The 26,310-nt window shown below is 66.7% G+C and carries 27 protein-coding genes; 18 read left to right on the top strand and 9 right to left on the bottom strand.

Annotated features, from left to right (window positions below; genetic code table 11):
* Positions 1-32: 32 nt before the first annotated feature.
* The 3 genes from BM436_RS31910 to BM436_RS31900 form a co-directional block, all read right to left on the bottom strand.
* On the bottom strand, positions 33-623 hold the full coding sequence (locus BM436_RS31910) for a hypothetical protein (protein WP_093560455.1): 591 nt from the start codon (positions 621-623) through the stop codon (positions 33-35).
* Positions 623-1,237, bottom strand: coding sequence for a hypothetical protein (locus BM436_RS31905; RefSeq protein ID WP_093560445.1), 615 nt, complete (start codon positions 1,235-1,237; stop codon positions 623-625). The genes BM436_RS31910 and BM436_RS31905 overlap by 1 nt, the downstream gene beginning before the upstream one ends.
* A gap of 117 nt (positions 1,238-1,354) precedes the next feature.
* A complete protein-coding gene (locus BM436_RS31900) occupies positions 1,355-2,851 on the bottom strand; it encodes a metallophosphoesterase (protein WP_229490918.1) in 1,497 nt (498 codons plus the stop codon).
* An 85-nt stretch (positions 2,852-2,936) separates the two neighbouring features.
* Between BM436_RS31900 and BM436_RS31895 the strand changes: the two genes are divergently transcribed.
* Both BM436_RS31895 and hrcA read left to right on the top strand, forming a co-directional pair.
* Positions 2,937-3,638 carry an HAD family hydrolase gene (locus tag BM436_RS31895; RefSeq protein WP_093560443.1) on the top strand — a complete coding sequence of 234 codons (702 nt, stop codon included), beginning with the start codon at positions 2,937-2,939 and terminating at the stop codon, positions 3,636-3,638.
* 77 nt (positions 3,639-3,715) lie between these two features.
* Complete coding sequence (gene hrcA, locus BM436_RS31890; protein ID WP_093560441.1) at positions 3,716-4,735, top strand: heat-inducible transcriptional repressor HrcA; 1,020 nt, start codon at positions 3,716-3,718, stop codon at positions 4,733-4,735.
* Between the two features lie 98 nt (positions 4,736-4,833).
* On the opposite strand, the gene fur is transcribed toward hrcA, so the two are convergent.
* A complete protein-coding gene (fur, locus tag BM436_RS31885; RefSeq protein WP_093560439.1) occupies positions 4,834-5,265 on the bottom strand; it encodes a ferric iron uptake transcriptional regulator in 432 nt (143 codons plus the stop codon).
* 77 nt (positions 5,266-5,342) lie between these two features.
* On the opposite strand from fur, the gene BM436_RS31880 reads away from it, so the two are divergent.
* The 5 genes from BM436_RS31880 to BM436_RS31860 are packed head-to-tail and all read left to right on the top strand — an operon-like array spanning position 5,343 to position 8,262.
* Positions 5,343-5,993 (top strand): outer membrane protein assembly factor BamE, encoded by a 651-nt coding sequence (locus BM436_RS31880; protein ID WP_093560437.1) that lies wholly within the window; start codon positions 5,343-5,345, stop codon positions 5,991-5,993.
* A 10-nt stretch (positions 5,994-6,003) separates the two neighbouring features.
* Positions 6,004-6,810, top strand: a complete 807-nt coding sequence (gene dapB / locus BM436_RS31875; protein ID WP_093560435.1) for a 4-hydroxy-tetrahydrodipicolinate reductase — start codon at positions 6,004-6,006, stop codon at positions 6,808-6,810.
* 2 nt (positions 6,811-6,812) lie between these two features.
* Positions 6,813-7,502: a MotA/TolQ/ExbB proton channel family protein gene (locus BM436_RS31870; protein ID WP_093560433.1), complete on the top strand. Its 690-nt coding sequence runs from the start codon at positions 6,813-6,815 to the stop codon at positions 7,500-7,502.
* An 11-nt stretch (positions 7,503-7,513) separates the two neighbouring features.
* Positions 7,514-7,936 (top strand): ExbD/TolR family protein, encoded by a 423-nt coding sequence (locus tag BM436_RS31865; protein ID WP_093560431.1) that lies wholly within the window; start codon positions 7,514-7,516, stop codon positions 7,934-7,936.
* Positions 7,936-8,262, top strand: a complete 327-nt coding sequence (locus tag BM436_RS31860; protein ID WP_093560428.1) for a barstar family protein — start codon at positions 7,936-7,938, stop codon at positions 8,260-8,262. Before BM436_RS31865 ends, BM436_RS31860 begins: the two co-directional genes overlap by 1 nt.
* On the opposite strand, the gene BM436_RS31855 is transcribed toward BM436_RS31860, so the two are convergent.
* From BM436_RS31855 to BM436_RS31835, 5 genes are all read right to left on the bottom strand, one after another.
* Positions 8,243-8,713, bottom strand: coding sequence for a GNAT family N-acetyltransferase (locus BM436_RS31855; protein ID WP_229490915.1), 471 nt, complete (start codon positions 8,711-8,713; stop codon positions 8,243-8,245). The genes BM436_RS31860 and BM436_RS31855 overlap by 20 nt on opposite strands.
* A 20-nt stretch (positions 8,714-8,733) precedes the next feature.
* Entirely contained in the window at positions 8,734-9,015 is a 282-nt protein-coding gene (locus BM436_RS31850) for a type II toxin-antitoxin system TacA family antitoxin (protein WP_093560424.1), read from the bottom strand.
* Positions 9,016-9,087: 72 nt separating this feature from the next.
* Positions 9,088-9,873: a type I methionyl aminopeptidase gene (gene map, locus BM436_RS31845; protein WP_093560421.1), complete on the bottom strand. Its 786-nt coding sequence runs from the start codon at positions 9,871-9,873 to the stop codon at positions 9,088-9,090.
* Entirely contained in the window at positions 9,866-10,090 is a 225-nt protein-coding gene (locus BM436_RS31840) for a ParD-like family protein (protein WP_093560419.1), read from the bottom strand. Before BM436_RS31840 ends, map begins: the two co-directional genes overlap by 8 nt.
* Before the next feature lie 81 nt (positions 10,091-10,171).
* The gene (locus BM436_RS31835; RefSeq protein ID WP_093560417.1) at positions 10,172-10,537 is read right to left on the bottom strand and encodes a VOC family protein; all 366 of its coding nucleotides are present in this window, start codon (positions 10,535-10,537) and stop codon (positions 10,172-10,174) included.
* Between the two features lie 185 nt (positions 10,538-10,722).
* On the opposite strand from BM436_RS31835, the gene leuS reads away from it, so the two are divergent.
* The 11 genes from leuS (at position 10,723) to BM436_RS31780 (ending at position 26,309) form a co-directional block, all read left to right on the top strand.
* Complete coding sequence (leuS, locus tag BM436_RS31830) at positions 10,723-13,368, top strand: leucine--tRNA ligase (protein WP_093560415.1); 2,646 nt, start codon at positions 10,723-10,725, stop codon at positions 13,366-13,368.
* Between the two features lie 4 nt (positions 13,369-13,372).
* A complete protein-coding gene (locus BM436_RS31825) occupies positions 13,373-13,957 on the top strand; it encodes an LPS-assembly lipoprotein LptE (RefSeq protein WP_093560413.1) in 585 nt (194 codons plus the stop codon).
* Between the two features lie 4 nt (positions 13,958-13,961).
* Positions 13,962-14,978, top strand: a complete 1,017-nt coding sequence (holA, locus tag BM436_RS31820) for a DNA polymerase III subunit delta (protein WP_093560412.1) — start codon at positions 13,962-13,964, stop codon at positions 14,976-14,978.
* Between the two features lie 79 nt (positions 14,979-15,057).
* Complete coding sequence (locus BM436_RS31815; RefSeq protein ID WP_093560411.1) at positions 15,058-16,323, top strand: glutamate-5-semialdehyde dehydrogenase; 1,266 nt, start codon at positions 15,058-15,060, stop codon at positions 16,321-16,323.
* A 24-nt stretch (positions 16,324-16,347) separates the two neighbouring features.
* Complete coding sequence (locus BM436_RS31810; protein WP_093560410.1) at positions 16,348-16,779, top strand: CopD family protein; 432 nt, start codon at positions 16,348-16,350, stop codon at positions 16,777-16,779.
* A gap of 1 nt (position 16,780) precedes the next feature.
* A complete protein-coding gene (locus BM436_RS31805) occupies positions 16,781-17,383 on the top strand; it encodes a 2-hydroxychromene-2-carboxylate isomerase (RefSeq protein WP_093560409.1) in 603 nt (200 codons plus the stop codon).
* 93 nt (positions 17,384-17,476) lie between these two features.
* Positions 17,477-18,682 carry a THUMP domain-containing class I SAM-dependent RNA methyltransferase gene (locus BM436_RS31800; protein WP_371859696.1) on the top strand — a complete coding sequence of 402 codons (1,206 nt, stop codon included), beginning with the start codon at positions 17,477-17,479 and terminating at the stop codon, positions 18,680-18,682.
* A gap of 66 nt (positions 18,683-18,748) precedes the next feature.
* Positions 18,749-20,026: a multidrug effflux MFS transporter gene (locus BM436_RS31795; RefSeq protein ID WP_093560406.1), complete on the top strand. Its 1,278-nt coding sequence runs from the start codon at positions 18,749-18,751 to the stop codon at positions 20,024-20,026.
* Positions 20,027-20,220: 194 nt separating this feature from the next.
* The gene (locus BM436_RS31790) at positions 20,221-22,374 is read left to right on the top strand and encodes an HDOD domain-containing protein (RefSeq protein WP_177307694.1); all 2,154 of its coding nucleotides are present in this window, start codon (positions 20,221-20,223) and stop codon (positions 22,372-22,374) included.
* A 7-nt stretch (positions 22,375-22,381) separates the two neighbouring features.
* Positions 22,382-24,655: an EAL domain-containing response regulator gene (locus BM436_RS31785; protein ID WP_229490913.1), complete on the top strand. Its 2,274-nt coding sequence runs from the start codon at positions 22,382-22,384 to the stop codon at positions 24,653-24,655.
* A 16-nt stretch (positions 24,656-24,671) separates the two neighbouring features.
* Positions 24,672-26,309 carry an SEL1-like repeat protein gene (locus BM436_RS31780; RefSeq protein WP_093560404.1) on the top strand — a complete coding sequence of 546 codons (1,638 nt, stop codon included), beginning with the start codon at positions 24,672-24,674 and terminating at the stop codon, positions 26,307-26,309.
* The last annotated feature ends 1 nt before the right edge of the window (position 26,310 follow it).

Raw genomic sequence — 26,310 nt, 5'->3', positions numbered from 1 at the left:
GGCCATACCATTCATTCCCCTCCTGAATATCTCTACTTCGCCACGCAAGTGACGACGATGTTGTTGCGCGGGCTCTCGCCCATGATGTCGGAGCCGTTGGCGACCGTGCAAGAGAGGTTGGCGGGCTGGCTCAGCACCGCGACGCCGTAAGGCGTGCCGTCCGCCACCGGGGTCGCGAAGGTGAAGTTCAGGGCATCCTTGGTGACGCTGACTTGGCCGCCGGTGCTGCCGTTGATCAGCACCACGGTGCCGTCGCCGATCGGGCCGGTCAGCACGCCGCCGATGGTGTAGGCGTTTTGCGTGCAAATCACGGCCACCGTGACGGACGCCAGATGGCCGGCCGAGCCGGAGCCATTGCCCACCGTGCAGCTCTGGTGGCTGGGGTTGGCCTTGAGGGTGACGTTGTACTCGGTGCCGTAGTCGATGGATTTCGGGAACTTGAAGGTGGTGACGCCGGCCGGAACGTTCACCTCGTCGCCGTTTTTATTATTGACCAGCACTAGGCCTGGATTGTTCAGGCCGCTAACGGTGCCGTTGATGTCGAACGAGGCTTTGCCGCCGCAGGCGCCCAGGGCCAGCAGAGTGGCGAGCGCGGCGGTCGTACGCGCGTTGAATACTTTCATTAAATAACCCCTTTAGGAACGCAATTGACCACGATGTCGTTGACGTCGGCCATCGGCATCTTGGAATTGGGCTGGTTGATACTGGTGCCATTCAACACCGTGCAGGTCAGGCCGGTGGGCTGCGACAGCACCGTCACGCCGTAGGGCAGGCCGTTGAATACCGTCTTGCCGAAGGTGAAGCTGGTGGCGTTGATCACCGGCGACACGGTGGAGGCGCCGTTGGCCAGCACCAGGCCATTCGCGGTCAGGCCGCTGATACTGCCGCTGAGCACGAAGGGCTCGGTGGTGCAATTGATCACCGTCTGGCTGTAGGTGTAGTAGTTGGCCTTGCTCTTGTTGTTGCTTGGAGTGCAAGTTTGTCCCGGCGGGTTCTGCGCGACCAGGACTTCGAACTCCGCGTCGGTCGCGATCGTTTCCGGGAAGGTGAAGGAAGTCGGGGTGGAGGAGTAGACCACGGTCAGCTGCTTGCCCTTGTTGCTGAGGATCAGGCCTTCGCGGTTCAGGCCGTTGATGGTGCCGCTCAGCGGGAACGCGCCGTCGTCGCCGCCGCCGCAGGCGGCCAGCGTGGTCGCGCACAGCAGCGCTGCGCCGCAACGCGTGTACAAACTTTTCATAAAACTCTCCAAAAACGTATGGGTCGGGAAGCTGGGCCGTGGCGGCGCGGCGCCTATTTTAGTTCATCCGTGGTGGGCAACTTGTAACAGCATGTGACTTCGCCATGGCTAAACTGTCTATTGTACTTGGGCTAGCTCGCACACGGAGCTTCGGCCGCTGACGCGGCAGCGGTTTTTTACCGCGCCATGGCGGTCGTGCAGCGTCACGCGCCATTCGCCGGGCCCGTCCCGCTCCATGCGCTCCAGGGCCATGAAGCCGAAGCCGCCTATCCAGGTGCTGAAATGCCGCACCTCCACGCCCGCCGCCGGCATGGCTTCCGGCGGCAGGGTGGCGGGCAGCGGCGCGGTGTCCTCGGCGGAACCGGAGATGCCGGCCACGAACTGGCTGGGGTGGTCGGTCGCGAAGCTCAGCTGCTCCCACAGGTGGGCGTGGCCCGAGATCATCGCCTGCATGCCGGATGGCAGCAGCGCCGGGTTGAGCGAGCCGAAGCTTTGCTGCAGGCCCAGGTCGCCCTTGTGCCATTCCAGCTTGCCGTTCTTGAGCTCGGCGCCCACGCCCAGGATGGGGTGGTGGGCGACGCCGATGTTCCAGGCGGCGCGGCGCGCCAGCGCGTCCAGCTTGCGGTAGGTGTCGCGGTATTTCTCGTAGCCGGTGTCGCCCGGTTTCAGGCCGCGCCAGGTGGTGGCGGCCGTGTCCATCACCAGCAACTGCGCGCCGCCGCCCAGCGGCACGGCGTAGGGATCGCTGTAGTCGCCGACGTGGTCGGCCGCGGGGGCGTCGCAGTCGCGGCCGGCCAGCAGCGGCCGGGTGTCCAGCAATCTCCACCAGCCCTGGCCGGCGCGCTCGCAGCTCTCGTGGTTGCCGCGCGCGGCGATCCACGGCGCGGCCCGCAGCAGCGGCGCGGCGGGGCCGAACAAGTCGGCGCGCCAGGTGTCCCAGCCATAGCCCCAGGGGCTGCCGGCGCAGCCGGCGTTGCCGTCCGGGCAGGCGTTCTCGCGGTAGTGGTAGTCGCCCACGTGGATCACCAGGTCCGGTTTCCAGGCCGCGGCGGCGGCGGCCACGGTGGCGAAGGGGAACAGTTCCGGATCGTTGCATTCCTGGAATTCATTGTCCTTGCGCTTCAGGCGGCAGCCGCTGTCGCCGACCACGACGATGCGCCGGGGCTCGGCGCGCGGCAGCGGCAGCGCCATGCCCAGCACGCTGGCGCTGGCGGCGCCGGCCGGCAGCACGGTTTCGCAGGTCAGCAGCGGGAAGACGGACGGCTTGCTGTCGGCCGGCGACGACGCGGTGGGCCGCTGCGCCAGCGTGGCGGGCAGGGCGCGCACCCGCATGGGCTGGCCGCGGCCGTCGATGGCGATCTCCGGGCAGGCCGGCGCGTCCACGACCACGCGCGCCACCGCCGCGCCTTCCTCGCCCAGCAGCACGTAGGCGTGCGCCTCGCCGACAGGCGCCGGCGGCGGCGCGCTGGCGCAGGCGCTCAGCAGCAGGGGAACGAGGGCCAGCAGGGCGCGCGGGGCGGGGCCGGCGCGCCGGGAGCGGCGGACGGTGCCGGGCGCATGGGCCGAAAATGAATGGAACGGCGAACGGAACGGGAACGGTGTCGGTATCGGCAAGGCGCGGGCTCCGGATGGTCAATCCGCTAATTTAACATGGCGCGCCGCGTTGCAGAGCCGTGACCGGCGGTGCGACAATAGCCCCATGACTACCGTGAAAGCCATCCTGTTCGACCTGGACGACACCCTGTGGCCGATCGCCCCCGTGATCGCGCAGGCCGAGGTGACCCTGCATGCCTGGCTGGCCGAACACGCGCCCAAGGTGGCGCAACGGTTCACCATCGAGGAATTGCGGGCCCGCCGCATGGCGCTGCTCGAGCGCCAGCCCGAATTCCACCTGGACCTGGCCAAGCTGCGCCGCGCCGGCCTGCGCGCCGCGTTCGCCCACGTGGGCGAGGACGAGGCCATCGTGGAGGAGGCCATGCGCCATTTCCACGCCGCGCGCAACGCCGTCACGCCCTACGACGACGTGCTGCCCGGCCTGCTCAAGCTGCGCGAGAAGCTGACCTTGGGCACGGTCACCAACGGCAACGCGGACCTTGAACTGGTCGGCCTCGCCCACCATTTCAAGGTGTCGCTGGCGGCCAGCCATTTCGGCCGCGCCAAGCCGGATCCGGCCATTTTCCTGGCCGCCTGCGAGGCGCTGGGCGTGGCGCCGGCCGAGGCCGTGTACGTCGGCGACGATTTGCGGCTGGACGTGGAGGGCGCGCAAAAGGCCGGCCTGCGCGCGGTGTGGATGAACCGCACCGGCAGCAGCGCCCATCTGGAGGCCGGCGTGCGGCCCGACGCCATTTGCGCTACATTGGACGAGCTGATGGACTGGATCGCGGCCCAGCTGGAAGAATGATCCACCGGGACGCGCCGCCAGCGTGCATAATAAGCAGGTAAATAATAGCCAGTAAGTGATAGTGTCCGGCAGAAACCATGCAACTCGATACCCGTGCCCAAACCCTGCTTAAAGCGCTCGTCGAGCGCTACATCGCCGACGGCCAGCCCGTCGGCTCGCGCGCGCTGTCGAAAATCTCCGGCCTGGACCTGTCGCCGGCCACCATCCGCAACATCATGGCCGACCTCGAGGAAATGGGTTACGTGGCCAGCCCCCACACCTCGGCCGGCCGGGTGCCCACGCCGCGCGGCTACCGCATCTTCGTCGACACGCTGCTGACGGTGCAGCACATCGACGAGAGCGCGGTCGAGGCGCGCATGCGCATGCCCAGCCAGCAGCAGCCGCAAAAGCTGATCGCCAACGCGGCGCAGATGCTGTCCTCGCTGTCGCAGTTCGCCGGCGTGGTGCTGACGCCGCGCCACGAATCGGTGTTCCAGCAGATCGAGTTCCTGCGCCTGTCGGAGAAGCGCATCCTGCTGGTGATCGTCGGCCGCGGCGGCGACGTGCAAAACCGCCTGCTGCTGACCGACGTGGATTACACGCCGGCGCAGCTGATCCAGTCGGCCAACTACATCAACCAGAACTACAGCGGCCTGGCGCTGGACGAGGTGCGCGGGCGCATGCAGGGCGAATTGCGCCAGTTGCAGACCGACATGGCGCGCCTGATGCAGGTGGCGGTCGAGGCCGGCAGCGAGGCGATGGCCGAGAACAACGAGGACATGGTGATTTCCGGTGAGCGCAACCTGCTGTCGGTGAGCGACCTGTCCTCGAACATGAGCTCGCTGCGCCAGATGTTCGACATGTTCGAGCAGAAGACCGGGCTGATGCAGCTGCTGGACGTGTCCAGCAAGGCCTCTGGCGTGCAGATCTTCATCGGCGGCGAATCGAACCTGGTGCCGATGGACGAGATGAGCGTGGTCACCGCGCCGTACGAGGCCAACGGCAAGATCGTCGGCACGCTGGGGGTGATCGGGCCGACGCGCATGGCCTACGAGCGGGTGATCCCCATCGTCGACATCACGGCCAAGCTGCTGTCGAACGCGCTCAGCAACAACTAAAAAAGGGCGAAAAAGGGGTCAGGTTCAATATTCCGCGCAGCGGAATATTGAACCTGACCCCTTTTTCGAATATTGAACCTGACCCCTTTTTTTCTATCTCAGCCCGGCTTGTGCGGGCAGGCTTCCTTGACGCAGTTGCCGTAGATGGCCAGCGCGTGCTCGGCGATCCGGAAGCCGCGCTGCTCGGCGATCATCTGCTGGCGGTGCTCGATCTCCTCGTCGAAGAACTCCTCCACGCGGCCGCAGTCCAGGCACACCAGGTGGTCGTGGTGCGAGCCCGCGTTCAGCTCGAAGATGGCCTTGCCGGTCTCGAAGTGGTTGCGGTTCAGCAGGCCGGCCTGCTCGAATTGCGTCAGCACGCGGTAAACGGTGGCCAGGCCCACGTCCATATTATCGGCGAGCAAGATCTTGTAGACATCCTCGGCGGTCAGGTGGCGCACCGAACTGTTCTGGAAAATGTCGAGGATCTTCAGGCGCGGCAGGGTCGCTTTCAGGCCGCTCGCCTTCAGGTCGGTAGGGTTGTTGCTCATGTTCTTACTCGTGTGGGGGACAAAGTGCTTTATCATATAGTGTTTTGGCACTTCCGCTCAATCGATTTGAGGTCACTATGCGCGTCACCCAGGCTATACCGCAGTCCCAGTTGCATCGTTTGAAACATCGCGCGCCGCTCGTGGCGGGCATGATCTGCGTCGCGCTCGCCATGGGCGGCTGCGCGTCCACCAGCACCCTGGGCGAAAAGAAATCCGACCTGAAAGCCGAGGACGCGCCGGTGGTCGCCGCCAAGGGCGCGCAGGTTAAGACCATCAGCCAGCTGCAGAAGTTCATGTGGTTCTTCTCGCCCTACCGTCCGGACATCCAGCAGGGCAACTTCATTTCGCAGGAAATGCTGCAGCAATTGAAACCGGGCATGACACGCGACCAGGTCAAGTTCATCCTGGGCACGCCGCTGCTGACCGACATCTTCCACGCCGACCGTTGGGACTACCCGTTCCGCCTGGCGCGCGGCAATGGCGAGACCATCGAAAGCACGGTGGTGGTGTTCTTCAAGGAGGGCAAGGTCGACCGCTACGAGGGCGGCAACCTGCCGACCGAGCAGGAATACATCGCGCTGATCGCCGGCCCGCCGAAGAACGCCAAGGACGCGCTGAAGCAGAAGGCCGCCGCGCCCGTCAACACGCAGCCGATGCCGTCCGGCCAGGACCGCCCGGCGCCGTCGGCCGTCGAGATCGACATCAAACCGAAAACCGAATCGAAGTAAGAAGAGAAACATGACTGAACTCCACATCGCAATCGCAGGGGCCGGCGGCCGCATGGGCCGCATGCTGATCGAAACCGTGCTGGCCGAGCCGGACGCGCGCCTGGCCGGCGCCCTGGACATTCCGGGCGCGCCCAGCATCGGCGAGGACGCCGCCGCCTTCCTCGGCAAGCCGGCCGGCGTGGCCATCGAATCGGACCTGGCCAAGGGCTTGGCGAACTCCCGCTTCCTGATCGACTTCACCCGCCCCGAGGGCACGCTGCGGCACCTGGCCTACTGCGCCGAGCACGGCGTCAAGCTGATCATCGGCACCACCGGGTTCGACGAGGCCGGCAAGGCCGCCATCGCCGAGGCCGCCAAGAAGACCGCCATCCTGTTCGCCCCCAACATGAGCGTGGGCGTGAACGTGACGATGAAGCTGCTGGAGTACGCGGCCAAAAACCTGAACATCGGCTACGACATCGAGATCATCGAGGCGCACCACCGTCACAAGGTGGACGCGCCGTCCGGCACCGCGCTGAAGATGGGCGAGGTGATCGCCGGCGCCCTGGGCCGCGACCTGAAGGAATGCGCGGTCTACGCGCGCGAAGGCGTGACCGGTCCGCGCGACCCGTCCTCGATCGGCTTCGCCACCATCCGCGGCGGCGACATCGTGGGCGACCACACCGTGCTGTTCGCCGCCGACGGCGAGCGCATCGAGATCAGCCACAAGTCCAGCAGCCGCCTGCACTACGCGCACGGCGCCCTGCGCGCCGCGCGCTTCCTGGCCGACAAGGACACCGGCCTGTACGACATGTACGACGTGCTGGGCCTGAACTGACGATGGAGCCGGGACTGGAGAACCATTTCAGCCTCGCGCGCTATTGGGAGCAGGGCGACGCCCTGAGCCACGCGGTGGCCTATGTGCTGCTGGCGATGTCGCTGGTGAGCTGGTACTTCATCCTGGCCAAGGCCTACGCCTCCTGGCGCGTGCGCCGCGGCGCGCCGGCCGTGGAGGCCTTCTGGTCCGCGCCCACCATGGGCGACGGCGTGGCCGCGCTGGAGGCGGCCGATCCCGAACAAGTCTATCTGCCACTGGCGCGCCAGGGCGCGGCGCAGCTGGCCGCGCCCGGCCGCGCCACCCTGGCCGGCGAGATGGGCCACGCCGAGCAGGTCACGCGCGTGCTGCGCGCCGCCATCCACCGCTCCACCATGCGGCTGGAAAGCGGGCTGACGCTGCTGGCTTCCATCGGCGCCACCGCGCCCTTCGTCGGCCTGCTGGGCACGGTCTGGGGCATCTACCACGCGCTGTCGGCCGTCTCGGCCGGCGGTACGGTGCAGATCGACAAGATCGCCGGCCCGGTCGGCGAGGCGCTGATCATGACCGGCATCGGCCTGATGGTGGCCATCCCGGCGGTGCTGGCCTACAATGGTTTCAACCGCGTCAACCGGCTCACCCTCGCCGAGCTGGACGCGTTCGCGCACGACCTGCACGCCTACCTGACCACCGGCGACCGCGTGCGCAAGGATTAAGGAGCGGCGGCATGGCCTTCGGCGCGTTCAACCACCACCGGCAGCGTGAGTCCATGTCGGACATCAACGTCACGCCCATGGTGGACGTGATGCTGGTGCTGCTGGTGATCTTCATCCTGGGCGCGCCCGTGTTCACCGGCGCCGTCAAGCTGGACCTGCCGAAGGCGCAGACCGCGCAGCCGCCGCAGCCCGCCGCGACGGTCACGGTGGCGATCGACGCCGCCGGCAAGTTTTACTGGAACAACGAGGCGGTCCAACAGGCCGTGCTGGAGCAGCGCATGGCGGAGGCCGCGAAGATGGCGCCGCAGCCCGAGCTGCAGCTGCGCGCCGACAAGGACACCCGCTACGAGACCGTGGCGCAGGTGATGGCCGCCGCGCAGACGCGCGGCCTCACGAAAATGGGTTTCGTCACCGACCCCAAGGATAAAAAATAATGGCTACCGCGGAACTGAATGGCGCAGCGATCAAGGACTTCCCCAGCTTCCACGCCGAGTGCGCGGCCGCCTTCGGCTTCCCGGACGGCTACGCCTCCACCATGGACGCCTGGGTCGACTGCCTGAGCTACCTGCGCGACGAGGACGGCATGACGAAGTTCCGGCTGAAGGGCGGCGAAGTGCTGGAGATCGTCGTCAAGGACGCCGCCGCCATGCGCGCCGCCGCTCCCGACATCCTCGAGGAGCTCACCTACTGCGTCGGCGGCATCAACGAGCGCTACGAGGACTACGGCGAAAAGCCGGCCCTCAAGCTGACGCTGCGCTGAGATCCGCCAGGGTGATCATCAGGGTCATCGGATCCAGCGGGGAGGCGGCGAAACCCAGTTTCTGATAGAACGCTCGCACGTCATCGTTGACCGCATGGACCAGCAGGCCGCGTATACCGATCGTTTTGGCCGCCTGCAGGACGCGTAAGCCGGCATCATGAAGCAGTGCCCGCCCCAAACCTTCACCTTGAAACCGCAGGTCCACCGCCAAGCGGCCAAGCAAAACGACCGGTATCGGATCAGGCATGTTGCGCCGCAAAGTACCCGCCGCCGCGTTCAGGCGGATGGCGGAGGAAGCCAGGGAGTAGTAGCCGGCCACACGCGGACCATCGCAAGCGACGAAGGTGCGCGATGCGCCGCTGGCCTGGTTCTTGAGCGCGCGGCGCTGTAGCCAGCTGTTCAGAATTTCAACGCCGCAGTCGAACGCGCTTGAGTCAGGGGAGCTAGTCAACGGTTCCGGCGCCCGGGGGCTCACTCCTTATCCCAAGGTGGTGGAGTCCGCATGGTTTTTCGAAGCCGTTCATTTGGCTGCGGCGGCCGATCCAGTGCTGCCACGAGCTCGGCAAAGATAGTTGGATTCGCGGCCATGTCCGGCTGATCCAGCAACGCCTCTTCCGCCATGCCGCGCGCCGCGTCCAGGATGAATTCGGCTCGGGTTTTGCCCAATAGCGTGGCAGCGCGGTCGATCAGATCCCGCTCTTCTGGGTTGATGCGGATGGTTAATGTATCGCGCTTGTCTTTGGTGGAAGACATATTGGTCTCCTGGCTGGTAGTGTCAGTATAGTCTGCGCGCAGTCACCCGCGCGCATTTGACATCCCGCAGGCTTAGCCTTGCTCGCCCGGCGCCAGCGTCAGCACCTCGAAGCCGGTCTCGGTTACCGTCACCATGTGTTCCCACTGGGCGGACAGCGAGCGGTCGGCCGTGACGACGGTCCAGCCGTCGGGCATCTGGCGCGATTGCGCCTTGCCGGCGTTGATCATCGGTTCGATCGTGAACAGCATGCCGGGCCGCAGCACCATGCCCTGGCCGGGCTTGCCGTAGTGGCGCACCTCCATCGACTCGTGGTAGACCAGGCCGATGCCGTGGCCGCAGTAGTCGCGCACCACGCTGAAGCCGGCGTTCTCGGCCACCGTCTGGATCGCGTGGCCGACGTCGCCCAGGGTCGCGCCCGGCTTCACCGCGCGGATGCCGGCCCACATCGATTGATAGGTCACGTTCACCAGGCGCTCGGCCTGCTTGCTGGGTTGGCCCACGTAGTACATGCGGCTGGTGTCGCCGTGCCAGCCGTCCTTGATCACGGCCACGTCGATGTTGATGATGTCGCCGTCGCGCAGCACGCGCTTGGGCGAGGGGATGCCGTGGCAGATCACCTCGTTGACCGAGGTGCACACGCTGGCGGGGAAGCCGCCGTAGCCGACGTTGGCCGGTATCACCTGCTGCACCTTGACGATGTAGTCGTGGCAGATCTTGTCCAGGTATTCGGTGCTGACGCCGGCCTTCACGTGCGGGCCTATCATGGTCAGCACGTCGGCCGCGAGCTGGGCCGCGACGCGTGCCTGGGCGATCTGGTCCGGCGTCTTGATGAGGATTTCGTCGCTTTTCTTACGCATGCGCCCTCCGCTCGGCCGGCGCCAGCACGGGGCCGCCTTCCTGCGCGGCGCGCAGCAGCATCTGGCAGATGTCGCTGTAATCGAGGCCGGGATTGGTTTCGGCGAGCATGCCGATGCGCATCCAGTGCTCGGCCTGCGCGTTGATGGAGCGGTTCAGCGCCCCGCTCGCCACGCGCAGGTTTTCGTGCATCTGGTCCGAGATTTTCACTATGCCCATGATTTTCCTATATATGGTTCGTATATGGTTTGTATATGAACCGTATATTATCATGGGCCCGTCGAGCTTGCTAGTGCCCGCTTATCGCACATCCTCCAGCTTGAACACCGGGTTGTAGATCAGGCCCAGCAGATTGCCGTACGGGTCGGCCAGCTCGGCCACTTTGATGCCTTCGCCGACTTCCTGGACCGGGGAATGCTCGGTGGCGCCCAGGGCGATGATGCGCGCCACCTCCGCCTCGATGTTGTCCACGCCCCAGTAGACGCGGCTGCCGGCGGTGCCGGGCTGGGCGTCCGGCATCAAGCCCAGCTCGAAGCCGCCGACCGCGAAGCCGATGTAGAACGGCTGGTCGAAGTAGGGCGCCACGCCGAACACCTTGGTGTACCAGGCCTTGCCCGCTTCCATGTCCGGCACCGGATAGATGGCGGTGCGTAATCCCTTGATCATGTCGGTCTCCTTGTTTGATGAATAACGTGGCCATCTTGCCATGCCCGGCGCGCGGACGATGGGAAAATCCCGCACGTACATGGGTGTATGGTCTCCTTATACCGCAGTGCAACGTCCGGTCATGCTAAGGTCCGTCATGTGCCAGTATAATGACCGGCTAATCTCCACCAATCCATCCACCAATCATGCAAGATAAATATAGTCCCGCCGACGTTGAACAAGCCGCTCAATCCCATTGGAAGGCCATCGACGCCTACAAAGCGGTAGAAAACGACCCGCGTTTCCCGAAAGGCAAGTACTACGCTTGCTCGATGCTGCCTTACCCTTCGGGCAAGCTGCACATGGGTCACGTGCGCAACTATACGATCAATGACGTGATGTACCGCTACCTGCGCATGAACGGCTACAACGTGCTGATGCCGATGGGCTGGGACGCGTTCGGCATGCCGGCGGAGAACGCGGCGATGGCCAACAACGTGCCGCCGGCGCAATGGACCTATTCCAACATCGCCCACATGCGCGAGCAGATGGAGTCCATGGGCCTGGCCATCGACTGGTCGCGCGAGATGACGGCCTGCAAGCCGGAATACTACAAGTGGAACCAGTGGATGTTCCTCAAGATGCTGGAAAAAGGCATCATCTACAAGAAGACCGGCACCGTCAACTGGGACCCGATCGACCAGACCGTGCTGGCCAACGAGCAGGTGGTCGACGGCCGCGGCTGGCGTTCCGGCGCGCTGATCGAAAAGCGCGAAATCCCGATGTACTACGCCCGCATCACCGACTACGCGGACGAGCTGCTGGAATACGTCGACACCAAGCTGCCGGGCTGGCCCGAGCGCGTGCGCACCATGCAGACCAACTGGATCGGCAAGTCGACCGGCGTGCGCTTCGCCTTCCCGCACGAGATCAAGGACGCCGACGGCGCGCTGGTCCAGGATGGCAGGATGTACGTCTTCACCACCCGTCCGGACACCATCATGGGCGTGACCTTCTGCGCCGTCGCCGCCGAGCACCCGCTGGCCACGCACGCGGCGCAGGGCAATCCCGAGCTGCAGGCCTTCATCGCCGAGTGCAAGATGGGCTCCGTGATCGAGGCCGACATGGCCACCATGGAGAAGAAGGGCATGCCGACCGGCCTGTTCGTCACCCATCCGCTGACCGGCGAGCAGGTCGAGGTCTGGGTCGGCAACTACGTGCTGATCACCTACGGCGACGGCGCCGTGATGGGCGTGCCCGCCCACGACGAGCGCGATTTCGCCTTCGCCAACAAATACAATCTGCCGATCAAGCAGGTCATCACCACCGCCGCCAACGCCGAATACTCGACCGCCGAATGGCAGGAATGGTATGGCGACAAGGAAGCCGCCATCGTCGTCAATTCCGGCAAGTACGACGGCCTGGATTACGCCGCCGCCGTGGACGCGGTGGCCGCCGACCTGGAAGCCAAGGGCCTGGGCGAGAAGAAGATCACGTTCCGCCTGCGCGACTGGGGCATCTCGCGCCAGCGCTACTGGGGCACGCCGATCCCGATGATCCACTGCGCCGATTGCGGCTCGGTGCCGGTGCCCGAGAAGGACCTGCCGGTGGTGCTGCCGGAGGACTGCGTGCCGGACGGCAGCGGCAACCCGCTGAACAAGCACGAGGCCTTCCTGAAGTGCGACTGCCCGCAATGCGGCAAGCCCGCGCGCCGCGAAACCGACACCATGGACACCTTCGTCGATTCGTCCTGGTACTACATGCGCTATACCTCGCCGGGCTCGAACGAGGCCATGGTGGACGCGCGCAACGACTACTGGATGCCGATGGACCAGTACATCGGCGGCATCGAGCACGCCGTCATGCACTTGCTGTACGCGCGCTTCTGGACCAAGATCATGCGCGACTTCGGCCTGGTGAAGTTCGACGAGCCCTTCGTCAACCTGCTGACCCAGGGCATGGTGCTGAACGAGACCTACTACCGCGAGGATGCGGCCGGCAAGAAGACCTGGTTCAACCCGGCCGACATCGAGCTGACCACCGACGACAAGGGCCGCCCGCAAAGCGCGCTGCTGAAGGCGGACGGCCAGGCTGTGCACATCGGCGGCACCGAGAAGATGTCCAAGTCGAAGAACAACGGCATCGACCCGCAGGCGCAGATCGAGCAGTACGGCGCGGACACCGCCCGCCTGTTCACCATGTTCGCCTCGCCGCCGGAACAGACGCTGGAATGGTCGGGCAGCGGCGTGGAGGGCGCGAACCGCTTCCTGCGCCGCGTGTGGGCCTACGGCTACGCGCAGAAGGGCCGCATTGAGGCCGCCGGCGCCAGCGCCGCGGCGACGGCGTCGACCGACGCGCAGAAAACCCTGCGCCGCGAACTGCACAAGATCCTGCAGCAGGCCGACTACGACTTGAAGCGCATCCAGTACAACACCGTGGTGTCGGCCTGCATGAAAATGCTGAACACGATGGAATCGGCCAAGCTGGAGGACGGCGCCGAGTCGGACGCCGTGCTGTCCGAGGGCTACGCCATCTTCCTGCGCCTGCTGAACCCCGTCGCGCCGCACATCACGCACGTGCTGTGGGAGGAGCTGGGCTACGGCAAGGCGCTGGGCGACATCCTGAACGCGCCATGGCCGCAGGTGGACGCCGCCGCGCTGGAGCAGTCCGAGATCGAGATGATGATCCAGGTGAACGGCAAGCTGCGCGGCTCCGTGAAGGTGCCGAAGGCCGCCGACAAGGCCGCCATCGAGGCCGCCGCGCTGGCCGAGGAAAGCGTTCAGAAGTTCATCGAGGGCACGCCGAAGAAGGTCATCGTGGTGCCGGGCAAGCTGGTCAACATCGTGGTGTAAGCAGATGACGACGACATCCGGCAAAACACGCAAGGCGGCGGCCACGCTGCTGATGGCCGCCGCGCTGGCGGGCTCCCTGTCCGCCTGCGGCTTCCACCTGCGCGGCTCGGGCGGCCAGTACACGCTGCCGTTCCCGTCCATGTACGTGGGCCTGCCGGAGTCGTCGCCGCTGGCCATCGACTTGAAGCGCAACATCCGCGCCAACGGCGGCACCGAGGTCGTCAACGACCCGGCCAAGGCCGACGGCGTGATCGAGGTGCTGACCGATCCGGAACGCACCCGCAGCAAGACCATCCTCTCGCTGAACAGCAATGGCCGCGTGCGCGAGTATCTGCTGGCCTACAACATCGTGTTCCGCGTGCGCGACAAGACCGGCAACGAGCTGCTGGCGCCCACGCAGATCACGCTGAACCGCCCCATCACCTTCAACGAGACCCAGTTGCTGGCGAAGGAGCAGGAGGAGGCGCTGCTGTACAAGGACATGCAGACCGACCTGGTGCAGCAGATGATGCGCCGCATGGCCGCCATCAAGCCGGTGTCGCAGATCTCATTGGCGCCGGCCGTTCCCGCGTCCGCGCCCAAGGAATAAGACCATGCAATTGAGGCTGGAAGCGCTGGACGGGCACGTGGCCAAGCCGCTGGCGCAGCTGTACGTGATCACCAGCGACGAGCACCTGTTGGCGCTGGAGGCGGCCGACAAGATCCGCCGCGCCGCGCGCGCCCAGGGCTATTCGGAGCGCGACGTGCTGACCGTGGAGCGCAGCTTCAAGTGGGGCGAGCTGCTGGCGGCGAACCAGGCGCTGTCCCTGTTCGGCGACAAGAAGCTGATCGAGCTGCGCATCCCCACCGGCAAGCCGGGCAAGGACGGCGGCGCGGCGCTGCAGAACTACGTGAAGGACCTGAGCCCCGACAACCTGACCCTGATCACGCTGCCCAAGCTGGACTGGCAGACGCAGAAGGCGGCCTGGGTGGCGGCGCTGCAGCAGGCGGCGGTGTACATCGACATCCCGAACGTCGAGCGCGCGCAGCTGCCGGGCTGGATCGGCTCGCGCCTGGCGGCGCAGGGCCAGGGCGCCGACCGCCAGAGCATCGACTTCATCGCCGACCGCGTCGAGGGCAACCTGCTGGCGGCGCATCAAGAGATACAGAAACTGGGCCTGCTGCACGAGGCGGGCAAGCTGACCTACGAGCAGGTGCACGACGCCGTGCTCAACGTGGCGCGCTACGACGTGTTCAAACTCAGCGAGGCCATGCTGTCCGGCGATCCCGCGCGGCTGGTGCGGATGCTGGAGGGGCTCAAGGGCGAGGGCGAGGCGCTGCCGCTGGTTTTATGGGCGGTCTCCGAGGAAATCCGCACGCTGCTAAAATTGAAGGCCGGGATGGCGCAGGGGCGTCCGCTGGGCGCGTTGCTGAAAGAGCATCGCATCTGGGGGCCGCGCGAGCGCATGATGGACCCGGCGCTGCGCCGCATCTCGCTGCCCGTGCTGGAAAGCGCGCTGCGGCAGGCGGCGCAAATCGACAAGATGATCAAAGGCCTGCGCGCCAAGGCCTACGCCGGCGACGCATGGGATGCAATGCTGCAGCTGGCGCTGAGGGTGGCGCGCGGGTGATAAACCAACGGCAAAACCTGGGGTCAGACCCCTTGGGGTCTGACCCCGGCATTTGCCTCTGGTTCTAAAGGACAAAAAAATGGACATCAAGCAGTACATGGAACAAGTGGGCAAGCAGGCGCGCGTGGCGTCGCGCGCCATGGCCCGCGCCGACAGCGCGCAGCGCAACCGCGCCCTGACGCTGATCGCCGACGCGATCGAACGCGAGGCGGACGCCCTGCGCGCCGCCAATAAGCTGGACCTGGACGCCGCGGCGGCCAACGGCCTGGCCCCGGCCATGCTGGACCGCCTGGCGCTGTCCGACTCCGCCATCGCCACCATGGTCGAAGGCCTGCGCCAGATCGTCGCGCTGCCGGACCCGATAGGCGAAATCAGCGGCATGAAATTCCGCCCGAGCGGCATCCAGGTCGGCCAGATGCGCGTGCCGCTGGGCGTGATCGGCATCATCTACGAGGCCCGCCCGAACGTGACGGTGGACGCGGCCGGCCTGTGCATCAAGAGCGGCAACGCCACCATCCTGCGCGGCGGCTCGGAAGCCATCAACTGCAACCGCGCGCTGGCGAAACTGGTCAAGGAAGGACTGGCCGGCGCCGGCCTGCCGGGCGACGGCGTGCAAGTGGTCGACACCACCGACCGCGCCGCCGTGGGCGCGCTGATCACCATGCCGCAGTACGTGGACGTGATCGTCCCGCGCGGCGGCAAGGGCCTGATCGCGCGCCTGATGGAGGAATCCACCGTGCCGATGATCAAGCACCTGGACGGCATCTGCCACGTCTACATCGACGCCAAGGCCGACCCGCAAAAGGCGCTGGACATCGCCTTCAACGCCAAGTGCCACCGCTACGGCACCTGCAACACCATGGAGACGCTGCTGGTGTCGCGCGCCATCGCGCCCACCGTGCTGCCGGAACTGGCCAAGCTGTACGCCGCCAAGCAGGTCGAGCTGCGCGCCGACGCCGAAGCCCACAAGATCCTGGAGGGCTACCCCCACCTGGCGCACGCCACCGAGGAGGACTGGGCCACCGAATACCTGGCCGCCATCCTCGCCGTGCGCGTGGTGGACGGCCTGGACCAGGCCATCGACCATATCAACACCTGGTCGTCCAAGCACACCGAGTCCATCGTCACCGAGGACTACACGGACGCCATGCGCTTCCTGCGCGAGGTCGATTCGGCCTCCGTGATGGTGAACGCCTCCACCCGTTTCGCCGACGGCTTCGAGTACGGCCTGGGCGCGGAGATCGGCATCTCCAACGACAAGCTGCACGCGCGCGGCCCGGTCGGCCTGGAGGGCCTGACGTCGCTCAAATACGTGGTGTTCGGCCACGGCGAAGTGCGGAAATAACCGCCTGAACAAACAAGGAAAGTCATGCTCTGGCTAAAAGCGTTCCACATCGTCTTCGTCGTGTCCTGGTTCTCCGGCATGTTCTACCTGCCGCGCATCTTCGTGAACCTGGCGATGGAGCAGGAGCGCGAGCATGGCGGCGGGGTGACCACCGAGCGCCTGCTGCTGATGGCGCGCAAGCTGTACCGCTTCATGATGATGCTGTCGGTGCCGGCCGTTCTGCTCGGCCTGTGGCTGGCGTGGATGCAGTACGGCTTCAAGCTGCCGGGCTGGCTGCACGCCAAGCTGGCGCTGGTGTTCCTGGCGATCGGTTATTCGCACGCCTGCGGCGGCGTGCTGAAGAAGTTCGAGCGCGGCGTGAACCAGCGCAGCCACACCTGGTTCCGCTGGTTCAACGAGGCGCCGGTGTTCCTGCTGGTCGCCATCGTCATCCTGGTCGTCGTCAAGCCATTCTGATATGAGCAAAGTCTGCCTATACTATTTCGCGCCGCACTCCCCCTGGGCCTACCTGGGGCATGAGCGTTTCGTGGCGCTGGCCAAGGCCAAGGGCGCGCAGGTGGACATCCGCCCGTGCGACCTGGGCCGGGTGTTCGGCGCGTCCGGCGGCCTGCCGCTGGCCAAGCGCGCGCCGCAGCGCCAGGCCTACCGCCTGACGGAACTGGCGCGCTGGTCGGCCTTCCTCGGCGTGCCGCTGAACCTGCAGCCGAGGTTTTTCCCGGTGTCGCCCGACGCGGCGGCCAAACTGATCATCGCCGCGCGCCTGGCGCATGGCGTGGAAGCGGCGCTGAACCTGTCGCAAGCCGTCATGCGCGGCTTGTGGGCCGAGGAGCGCAACATCGGCGACGACGACACGCTGGCGCAACTGGCCAACGGCTGCGAGCTCGATGGCAAGGCGCTGCTGGCGGCGTCGCGGACGGCCGGCGTGCAGGCCGAGTATGACCGCAACACGGACGACGCCAACGCGGCCAGCGTTTTCGGCTCGCCCTGGTACATCTACGAAGGTGAAAGTTTCTGGGGACAGGACCGGCTCGATTTCCTCGAGCGGGCCATGTCGCGATAAGAACCAGAGGCAAACGCTGGGGTCAGACCCCGTGGGGTCTGACCCCGGATTCTGCATCTGGTTTTAAGTTTTTAACGGATAAAAGGTACTCCTATGGCATCCTATTTTTGCCCATGCCCGCGCGGCATGGAAGCGGCTTTGGCCGAAGAACTGGGCGAAATCGCCCTGCTGCCCGGCAGCACCCTGAAGGTCCACAACCAGGTTCCCGGCGGCGTGCATTGCTCCGGCGCCCTGGAGGACTCCTACCGGGTCAACCTGCACTCGCGCATCGCCTCGCGCGTGCTGATGCGCATGGCCGCCGGTGGCTACAAGAACGAGAACGACATCTACGACCTGACCCTGGCGCAGCCATGGGAGGAATGGTTCGGCTACGACCACACCATCCGCGTCGACGTCACCGCCGTGAAATCCCCGCTGAAAAGCCTGGAGTTCACCACGCTGAAGATCAAGGACGCGATCTGTGACCGCTTCCGCGACCTGTACAGCAAGCGCCCGTCGGTGAACACGCGCGAGCCGGACATGCGCATCGTCGGCTTCCTGGACGCGCACCAGTACATCGTCTACCTGGACACCTCCGGCGAGGCGCTGTTCAAGCGCGGCTGGCGCGACGAGACCGGCGACGCGCCGCTGCGCGAGAACCTGGCCGCCGGCCTGCTGCGCGTCTCGGGCTGGAAGCCGGGCACGCCGCTGTTCGACCCGATGTGCGGCTCGGGCACCATCCTGTGCGAGGCGGCGCAGATGGTGCAGGGCATCCCGCCCGGCGCGCGCCGCCAGTTCGCCTTCGAGAAGTTCCACGACTTCGATCCGACGCCGTGGCTGGACATGAAGACCTCGATCAAGCCCAATCCGCTGCCGTCCGAGCCCACCATCTTCGGCTCCGACATCTCCGGCGACATGGTGGCCATGACGCGCCACAACCTGCGCTGCGCCGGCATCATGTTCGAGGTGCCGCTCAAGCAGATCGAGGCGCAGCAGGTGCAGGCGCCGGCCGCCGCGCCGGGCGTCATGCTGACCAATCCGCCGTACGGCGAGCGTATCGGCGTGCGCGGCGACAGCACCTTGCCCGAGGACGACCTGGCCAAGTCCTTCTACTCGGCCTTCGGCACCACGCTCAAGCAGCGTTTCGCCGGCTGGACCGTGTTCCTGTTCACGGCGGACTTGGGCCTGCCCAAGCTGCTGCGCCTGAAGGAGGCGCGCAAGACGCCGTTCTTCAACGGCGCGCTGGAATGCCGCCTGTTCCGCTTCGACATGGTGGCCGGCTACAACCGCCGCGAAGAAGCCAAGCCCAAGGCGGAATAAGCGTCACCATCCCCCGCGCCGCCCTCCGCCACGCGGGGGAAGGGGCGGGGCTCACCAGGAATCCGCATGCTCCCAGACACACCGGCCCACCTGCCGTCCGACGACGTCGCCGTCCCGCCGCCCGAACCCAGCCACAAGAAGCCCCTGCCGCGCTTCGCGCTGGCCTGCGTGCTGGCCTCGCTGTCCATGCTGGGGCCGTTCTCCATCGACGCCTACCTGCCGGCCTTCCCCAACATCCAGGCCAGCCTGCACGCCACCCCGATCGAGGTCCAGCAAACGCTGACCGCCTACATGCTGGCCTTCGCCGCCATGGTGCTGTGGCACGGCGCGCTGTCCGACGCGTTCGGGCGCCGCAATGTGGTGCTGGTGTCGCTGGTGCTGTTCGCCATCGGCACCATGGGCTGCGCGGCGGCCAGCTCGGTGCACTACCTGTGGTTCTTCCGTGTGCTGCAGGGGGTGTCCGCCGGTGCCGGGGTGGTGGTGGGGCGCGCCATCATCCGCGACCTGTACGCGGACGCGCAGGCGGCCCGGTTGCTGTCGATGGTGACGATGATCTTCGCCATCGCGCCCGCCGTCGCGCCGGTGCTGGGCGGGATGATCGTCAAGCACCTGGACTGGCGCGCCATCTTCCTGTTCCTGTTCGTCTACACCGTGCTGCTGTTCATCGTCTGCTACCGGCGCCTGCCGGAGACGCTGCCGCCGCACAAGCGCCAGCCCTTCAATCCGAAGTTCCTGGCGCGGAATTACGGCAGCATCCTGCGCTCGCCGCTGTTCCACATGAAGTCCGGCGTGGTGGCGCTCAATTTCGCCGGCCTGTTCGTGTTCATCACCGCCGCGCCGGAGATGCTGCCGAACCAGCTGCACCTCGGGCCGGACCAGTTCGGGTGGCTGTTCATCCCCGCCGTGGCCGGCATCTTCCTGGGCGCGCTGGCGGCCAACCGCATCGCCGGCAAGATCAGCTTCGCGCGCCAGATCGGCGTCGGCTTCGGCTTCATGCTGGCGGCGGCCGGCTGCAACGTGGCCTTCCACCTGCTGCACGCGCCGGCGCTGCCGTGGACCGTGGCGCCGCTGTTCTTCTATTCCTTCGGGATGTCGGTGGTGGGCCCGGCGGCCACCCTGCTGGGGCTGGACCTGTTCCCGCACCTGCGCGGCACGGCCGCCTCCTGCCAGTCGTTTTCGGTCACGCTGCTGGGCGCGGTGGTGGCCGGCGCCATCGCCCCGGCGCTGGGGCATTCGGTGTTGTGGCTGGCCTACGGTCAGCTGGCGTTTACCATGCTGGCGCTGGCATTGTGGTTGACGTCGCGCGTATACCGGCGCATGCTACTACGCCACCCGGCGGGGTGATAACGGCAACTTTGAAAAAATATTTAGCGCCATATCCCTTGCAGATAAGTCACGGAAGTTGGTTATGCTACTATAACTTCTTGCGTTGAATGTTTCCGTATGGAATCATCTAGCCAGCAACCCATCTGTGGAGCCTTTGCCGTTGGGCGCCACTTCTTTTTTGACGACGTCCTTTAGCGGCAATGCTTGATACGATGCATCAATCAGACCATGACATCCGCAATCGCCTGCTGATTGCCCGTCTGCCGGCCATGCCGCAGATATTGATCAAGTTGATAGAGCACTTGCAGGCTGACGACGCCGGCATGCCGGAGCTGGCCGCGCTGATCGCCAAGGACGCCGGCATGACCAGCAAGATCCTGTCGGTCGCCAACAGCTCCGCGTATCACCGCAACAACCGCGCCGTGGGACTGGAACAGTCGCTGGTCTCGCTGGGCACGGACATGATCAAGACGCTGGTCATCAGCGAATCGGTGTTCCAGACCTTCAACAGCTTCCCCCACTCCGGCAGCACCGACCTGCGCGCCTTCTGGCGCGACTCGCTGACCACGGCCGTCATCGCGCGCGACATCGCCAAGCAGACCGACTACCCGCACGTGGAGGAGGCCTACCTGGCCGGCCTGCTGCACAACGTGGGCCGCCTGGCGCTGCTGGCCACCGCGCCCAAGGAATACGCCTTCAACTTCACCGCGCGCGACGACGAGGACCTGTGCGCCGTCGAGCAGCGCACGCTGCAGATCACGCACTCGGAGGCGGGCGCCTGGCTGATCGAGCGCTGGAACCTGGACTCCTTCCTGGCCGACAGCGTGCTGTACCACCACGAGCCGGTGGCGCGCCTGGAGTCGGCCCATCCGCTGATCCGCATCGTGCGCCTGGCGCACCTGATGACGACGCACGAGGAGGACGAGGCCATCGCCATCGGTTCCGGCCTGAGCAGCCTGGACGACGACGCGCTGCACGTGATCGCGCAGGCGGCCGCGCGCCAGGTGGAGAAGGCGGCGGCCTACCTCGGCATCGAGCTGGCCGGCGCCGACGACATCGTCGCGCCACCGGCCAGCATGCCGCCGCCGGACCCGGTGCAGCAGCGCCTGTCCGAGGAGGTGCGCAACATGGTGCTGGTGTCCGAAATGGGCCAGACCTTCGCGCGCCAGCAGGGCGAGACCGGCATGCTGGAGGCGATGACGCGCTCGGCGCGCATCCTGTTCGGCTTCGACAACACCGCGGTGCTGCTGGAAAACCCCACCGGCCACGCGCTGGTCGGCGTGGCGGCGGGCGAGCAGCAGCAGCGGCTGTCCGAATTCTCCATCCCGCTGGCCAAGGGCGGCGCCATCGCCGACGCGGCGCGCGGGCGCAAACCGGCCTTCCTGACCCGCGGCGCGCAGGGCGGCATCGCCGAGGAGCAGCTGTTCCGCATCCTCGGCAGCGACGCCCTGGTGTGCCTGCCGCTGGTGGCCGGGCAGCGCTGCCTGGGCGTGCTGGTGGGCGCCGCCGCCGCGTGGCAGCTGCCCTCGCACCAGAAGCGCGAACGCTTCCTGCAGGCCTTCGGCAACCAGGCCGCCGCCGCGCTGGAGACGGCCATCAGCGAGCGCGGACACGCGCGGCGCCAGATCGCCCACGTGGCCGAGGAATACCGCGAGGCCTCGCGCCGCGTGGTGCACGAGGTGAACAACCCGCTGTCCATCATCAAGAACTACCTGTCCGTGCTGGACCACAAGCTGGCGCGGCGCGAACCGGTGGTGGGCGAGATGTCCATCCTGAACGAGGAGATCGACCGGGTCGGCCAGTTGATCAACGGCCTGGCCGACCTGCAGCCCACCGAGGCCACCCGCGTCACCGACGTGGGCCGCGTGGTGGACGACGTGCTGCGCCTGTTCCGCGCCACCGACTTCGTGCCGGCCTCGGTGCAGATCCTGGTGCGCATGCAGGACGGGCCGGCCGAGATCGACGGCGACGCCGACATCCTCAAGCAGATCCTGGTCAACCTGATCAAGAACGCGGTCGAGGCGCTGCCCGGCGGCGGCCGGATCGAGATCTCCAACCGCGGCCACGTGAACCGCGAGCGCCGCCTGTACCTGGAACTGGTGGTCAGCGACAACGGCCCCGGCCTGTCGACCGAGGTGCTGGCCAACCTGTTCACGCCCGTCCGCAGCAGCAAGGAGGGGCAGCACCACGGCCTGGGACTGTCCATCGTCCACAGCCTGGTCAAGAAATTGAACGGCATGATCACCTGCCGTAGCGGGACCGCGGGCAGCACCTTCGCCGGCACCACTTTCGAGATCCTGCTGCCGGCCCGCGGCAGCTCCAGTCAAATCGCCGGCGCGCAAGCGCGGGCGATGGATTCAGTTTAAGGCCAAGATGAACGCGACACCTGCCAACGCCCAAACCCTGCACCTGGCAACTGACGCAACGCACGCCGTACCGCTTACCAGCGACCATGGCGAGTATTGCCCGCGGCTGTTACTTGTGGACGATGAACCCCGACTGCTGTCGTCGCTGTATGAACTGCTGCGCGACCGCGACTACACCCTCGTCACCGCCACCTGCGGCGCGGAGGCGCTGGCGCAGCTGGGAAAGCTTAAATTCGACCTGGTGCTGCTGGACCTGCGCCTGCCCGACATGAGCGGCCATGAGATCATGGACTTCATGAACGGCAAGGGCATCGACTCCGACGTGATCGTCATGAGCGGCGACGTCGGCATCGAGGCCGCCATCGGCGCCTTGAAGCGCGGCGCCTACGACTACCTGCGCAAGCCCTACAGCCGCGAGGAGCTGCTCAAGACGGTGCAGAACGCGCTGCAGCAGCGCCGCCTGGCGATGGACAACCAGCGCATCGCGCAGCGCCTGGAGAACTCCGAGCGCATGTACCGCTACCTGGTGGACAGCTCGCCGGACATCATCTACACGCTGAACCACGAGGGCCACATCACCTTCGTCAACGACCGCGCCTACCAGCTGCTGGGCTTCGCGCGCGAGGAGCTGATCGGCAAGCACTACACGGTGCTGGTGCACGACGACGACCAGGAGCGCGCGCGCTACGTGTTCAACGAGCGCCGCGTCGACGAGCGCGCCTCGCGCAACGTCGAGCTGCGCCTCAAATGCAAGCTCAACGGCGGCAAGGGCGGCGGCGTCGAACGCACCTTCAACAACACGCTGATGACGATCTCGCTGAACGCGATCGGCATGCACCTGCCCGAGCACGACGGCAAGCGCCATCCGCAGTTCGGCATCTACGGCGTGGCGCGCGACATCACCGACCGCAAGCGCGCCGAGGAGGTGATCTCCTACCAGGCCTACCACGACATCCTGACCGACCTGCCGAACCGCATGCTGTTCAAGGACAGGCTGGGGCTGGCCGTGATCCAGGCCAAGCGCAAGCTGACGGAGCTGGCCGTGATGTTCGTTGACCTGGACCGCTTCAAGCTGGTCAACGACACGCTGGGCCACGTCAAGGGCGACGAGCTGCTGCAGCAGGCCGCGCAGCGCCTGAAGGAATGCCTGCGCAAGGGCGACACGCTGGCGCGCCAGGGCGGCGACGAGTTCACCATCGTGCTGCCGGAGCTGCGCGACCGCCACGACGCCAAGGTGATCGCCGAGAAGTTCCTGGAAAGCCTGCAAAAGCCGTTCGACCTGGACGGCCACCAGGTGCACATCTCGGCCTCGATCGGCATCGCCATCTACCCGGCCGACGGCGAGAGCATCGACGAGCTGCTGCGCCACGCCGACATCGCCATGTACCAGGTGAAGGCGCTGGGCAAGAACGGCCACAGCTTCTACCACAACTCGATGCTGGACATGTCGCACCAGAAGATCGCGCTGGAGCAGGCGCTGCGCAAGGCGCTCGAGCAGAACGAGCTGGAAATGTACTACCAGCCGCAGATCGACGTGGCCACCGGCCGCATCATCGGCGCCGAGGGCCTGATGCGCTGGAACCACCCGCAGCGCGGCCTCTTGTCGGCCGGCGAGTTCCTGCCCTTCGCCGAGGAGAACGGCCTGATGCTGCCGATCTCGGACTGGATGCTGGGCGCGCTGTGCCGCGACCTGCTGCAATGGAACGCGGCCGGCGGCGAGGCGATCCGCCTGTCGCTGAACCTGTCGCCGCAATACCTGGACCGCGGCGACTTCTTCGAGAAGATGCGCGGCGCGCTGACGCGCTACGGCATCTCGCCGGCGCAGATCGAGGTCGAGATCACCGAGAACATCTGCATCCGCAATCCGCTGTACGCGATCGAGCAGTTGAACAAGCTGTGCCAGCTGGGCGTGTCGGTCGCCATCGACGATTTCGGCACCGGCTATTCGTCGCTGTCCTACCTGCACCGCTTCCCCATCCACACCATCAAGATCGACCAGTCCTTCGTCAAGGAGATCCACGACGAGAACGGCCACTACCCGGTGATCCTGGCCATCATCTCGATCGCGCGCGGCCTGGGGCTGCACCTGGTGGCCGAGGGCGTGGAGACGCCGGTCCAGGCGCGCTACCTGCAGGCCAACGGCTGCACCACCATGCAGGGCTATCTGTACCACCGGCCGGTGTCGCTGACCAGTTTCATCAACGTGCTGCGGGCGCAGGAGCGCGGCCCGGTCGAACCGGCGCAGCCGCCGCAGGCGGCCATGGTCGCGATTCAAGCCTAGGCGCGCAGGGGCCATCATGCAGAAGTTCCCGGCCGCGGAGGCCGACGCCGCGGACGCCGGCAACGGCCCAGGCAAGGACGCCGGCGGCTACACCGCCGAATACCTGCGCGTGAAGGACCTGGCCGAGCGCGGCGTGGCCAACGCCCAGCACAGCCTGGGCTTCATGTACTTCAACGGCCAGGGCGTGGCGCAGAGCTACGAGCTGGCAGTGGCCTGGTACCGCCAGGCCGCCAACGCGGGCCTGGAGCACGCGCAATACAACCTGGGCGTGATGTGCCAGAAGGGCCAGGGCGTGGAGCAGGACCTGGCGGAGGCGGCGCGCTGGTACCAGCTGTCGGCCGAGCAGGGCTACGCCGCCGCCCAGTACAACCTGGGCTGGATGTACGCCAAGGGCCAGGGCGTGGCGGCGGACACCCAGCGCGCCATGCACTGGTTCAGCAAGGCCGCCGAGCAGGGCGACGCCGGCGCGCAGAACAACCTGGGCATGATGTACGACACCGGCAAGGGCGTGCCGCAGGACTTCAGGCAGGCCATCATGTGGTACCGCCGGGCCGCCGAGCAGGGCTACGCGCGCGCGCAGTTCAACCTGGGCCTGCGCTACGACAACGGGCAGGGCGTGGCGCGCGACCCGCACCAGGCCATGTCCTGGTACCGCAAGGCCGCCAACCAGGGCTACGCCCCGGCGCAGTTCAACCTGGCGCTGCGCTACGACAAGGGCGACGGCGTGCCGCAGGACAGCCAGCAGGCCATCCAGTGGTACCGCTGCGCCGCCGAGCAGGGCCACGCCAGCTCGCAGTTCAACCTGGGGCTGATCCACGACAACGGCCAGGGCGTGCCGCGCGACGAGCAGAAGGCGCTGCACTGGTACCGCAAGGCGGCCGACCAGGGCCACGCGGCCGCGCAGAACAACCTCGGCCTGCGCTACGACCACGGCCAGGGCGTGGCGCAGGACTTCGAGCGGGCGCGGCACTGGTACCGTCTGTCGGCCGAGCAGGGCCACGCCGCCGCCCAGTACCACCTGGGCCTGCTGTACGACAACGGCCACGGCGTGGCGCAGGACGCGCAGGAGGCCGTGTTCTGGTACCGCAAGGCGGCCGACCAGGGGCATCTGCGCGCCCAGTTCGACCTGGGCCTGCGCTACGAGACGGGCGGCGGCGTGCCGCGCGACCACCGCATGGCGCTGGGCTGGTACCGCAAGGCCGCCGAGCAGGACTACGCGGCGGCGCAATACATGCTGGGCCAGCTGCTGGACCGCGACGACGGCCCCGCGCCGGACGCGCTCCAGGCGGCGCACTGGTACCGCAAGGCCGCCGGGCAGGGCCACACCCTGGCCCAGTTCGCGCTGGCGCTGCGCTACGACACGGGACAGGGCGTGGCGCGCGACTACGCCGAGGCGCTGGCGTGGTACCGCAAGGCCGCCGAGCAGGGCCACGCGCGCGCGCAGCTGAACGTGGGCCTGATGTACCTGAGCGGCCAGGGCGCGCCGGCCGATCCGGCGCAGGCCTGGCTGTGGCTGGGCATGGCCGAACGGGGCGGGGCGCCGGGCGCCGCCAAATACCTTCGGGCCGCCGCCGACCGCATCGACGCGCCCCAGCTGCAGCTGCTGCGCGAGCGCATGGAAGCGGCGCCGGCGATCCTGCCGCTGCCCGTCTGAG

This window comes from Pseudoduganella namucuonensis (assembly GCF_900116645.1).
Classification (GTDB): domain Bacteria; phylum Pseudomonadota; class Gammaproteobacteria; order Burkholderiales; family Burkholderiaceae_D; genus Rugamonas; species Rugamonas namucuonensis.
Note: the sequence above shows the minus strand (reverse complement) of the source record. Positions and strands in the feature narration are given on the sequence as shown.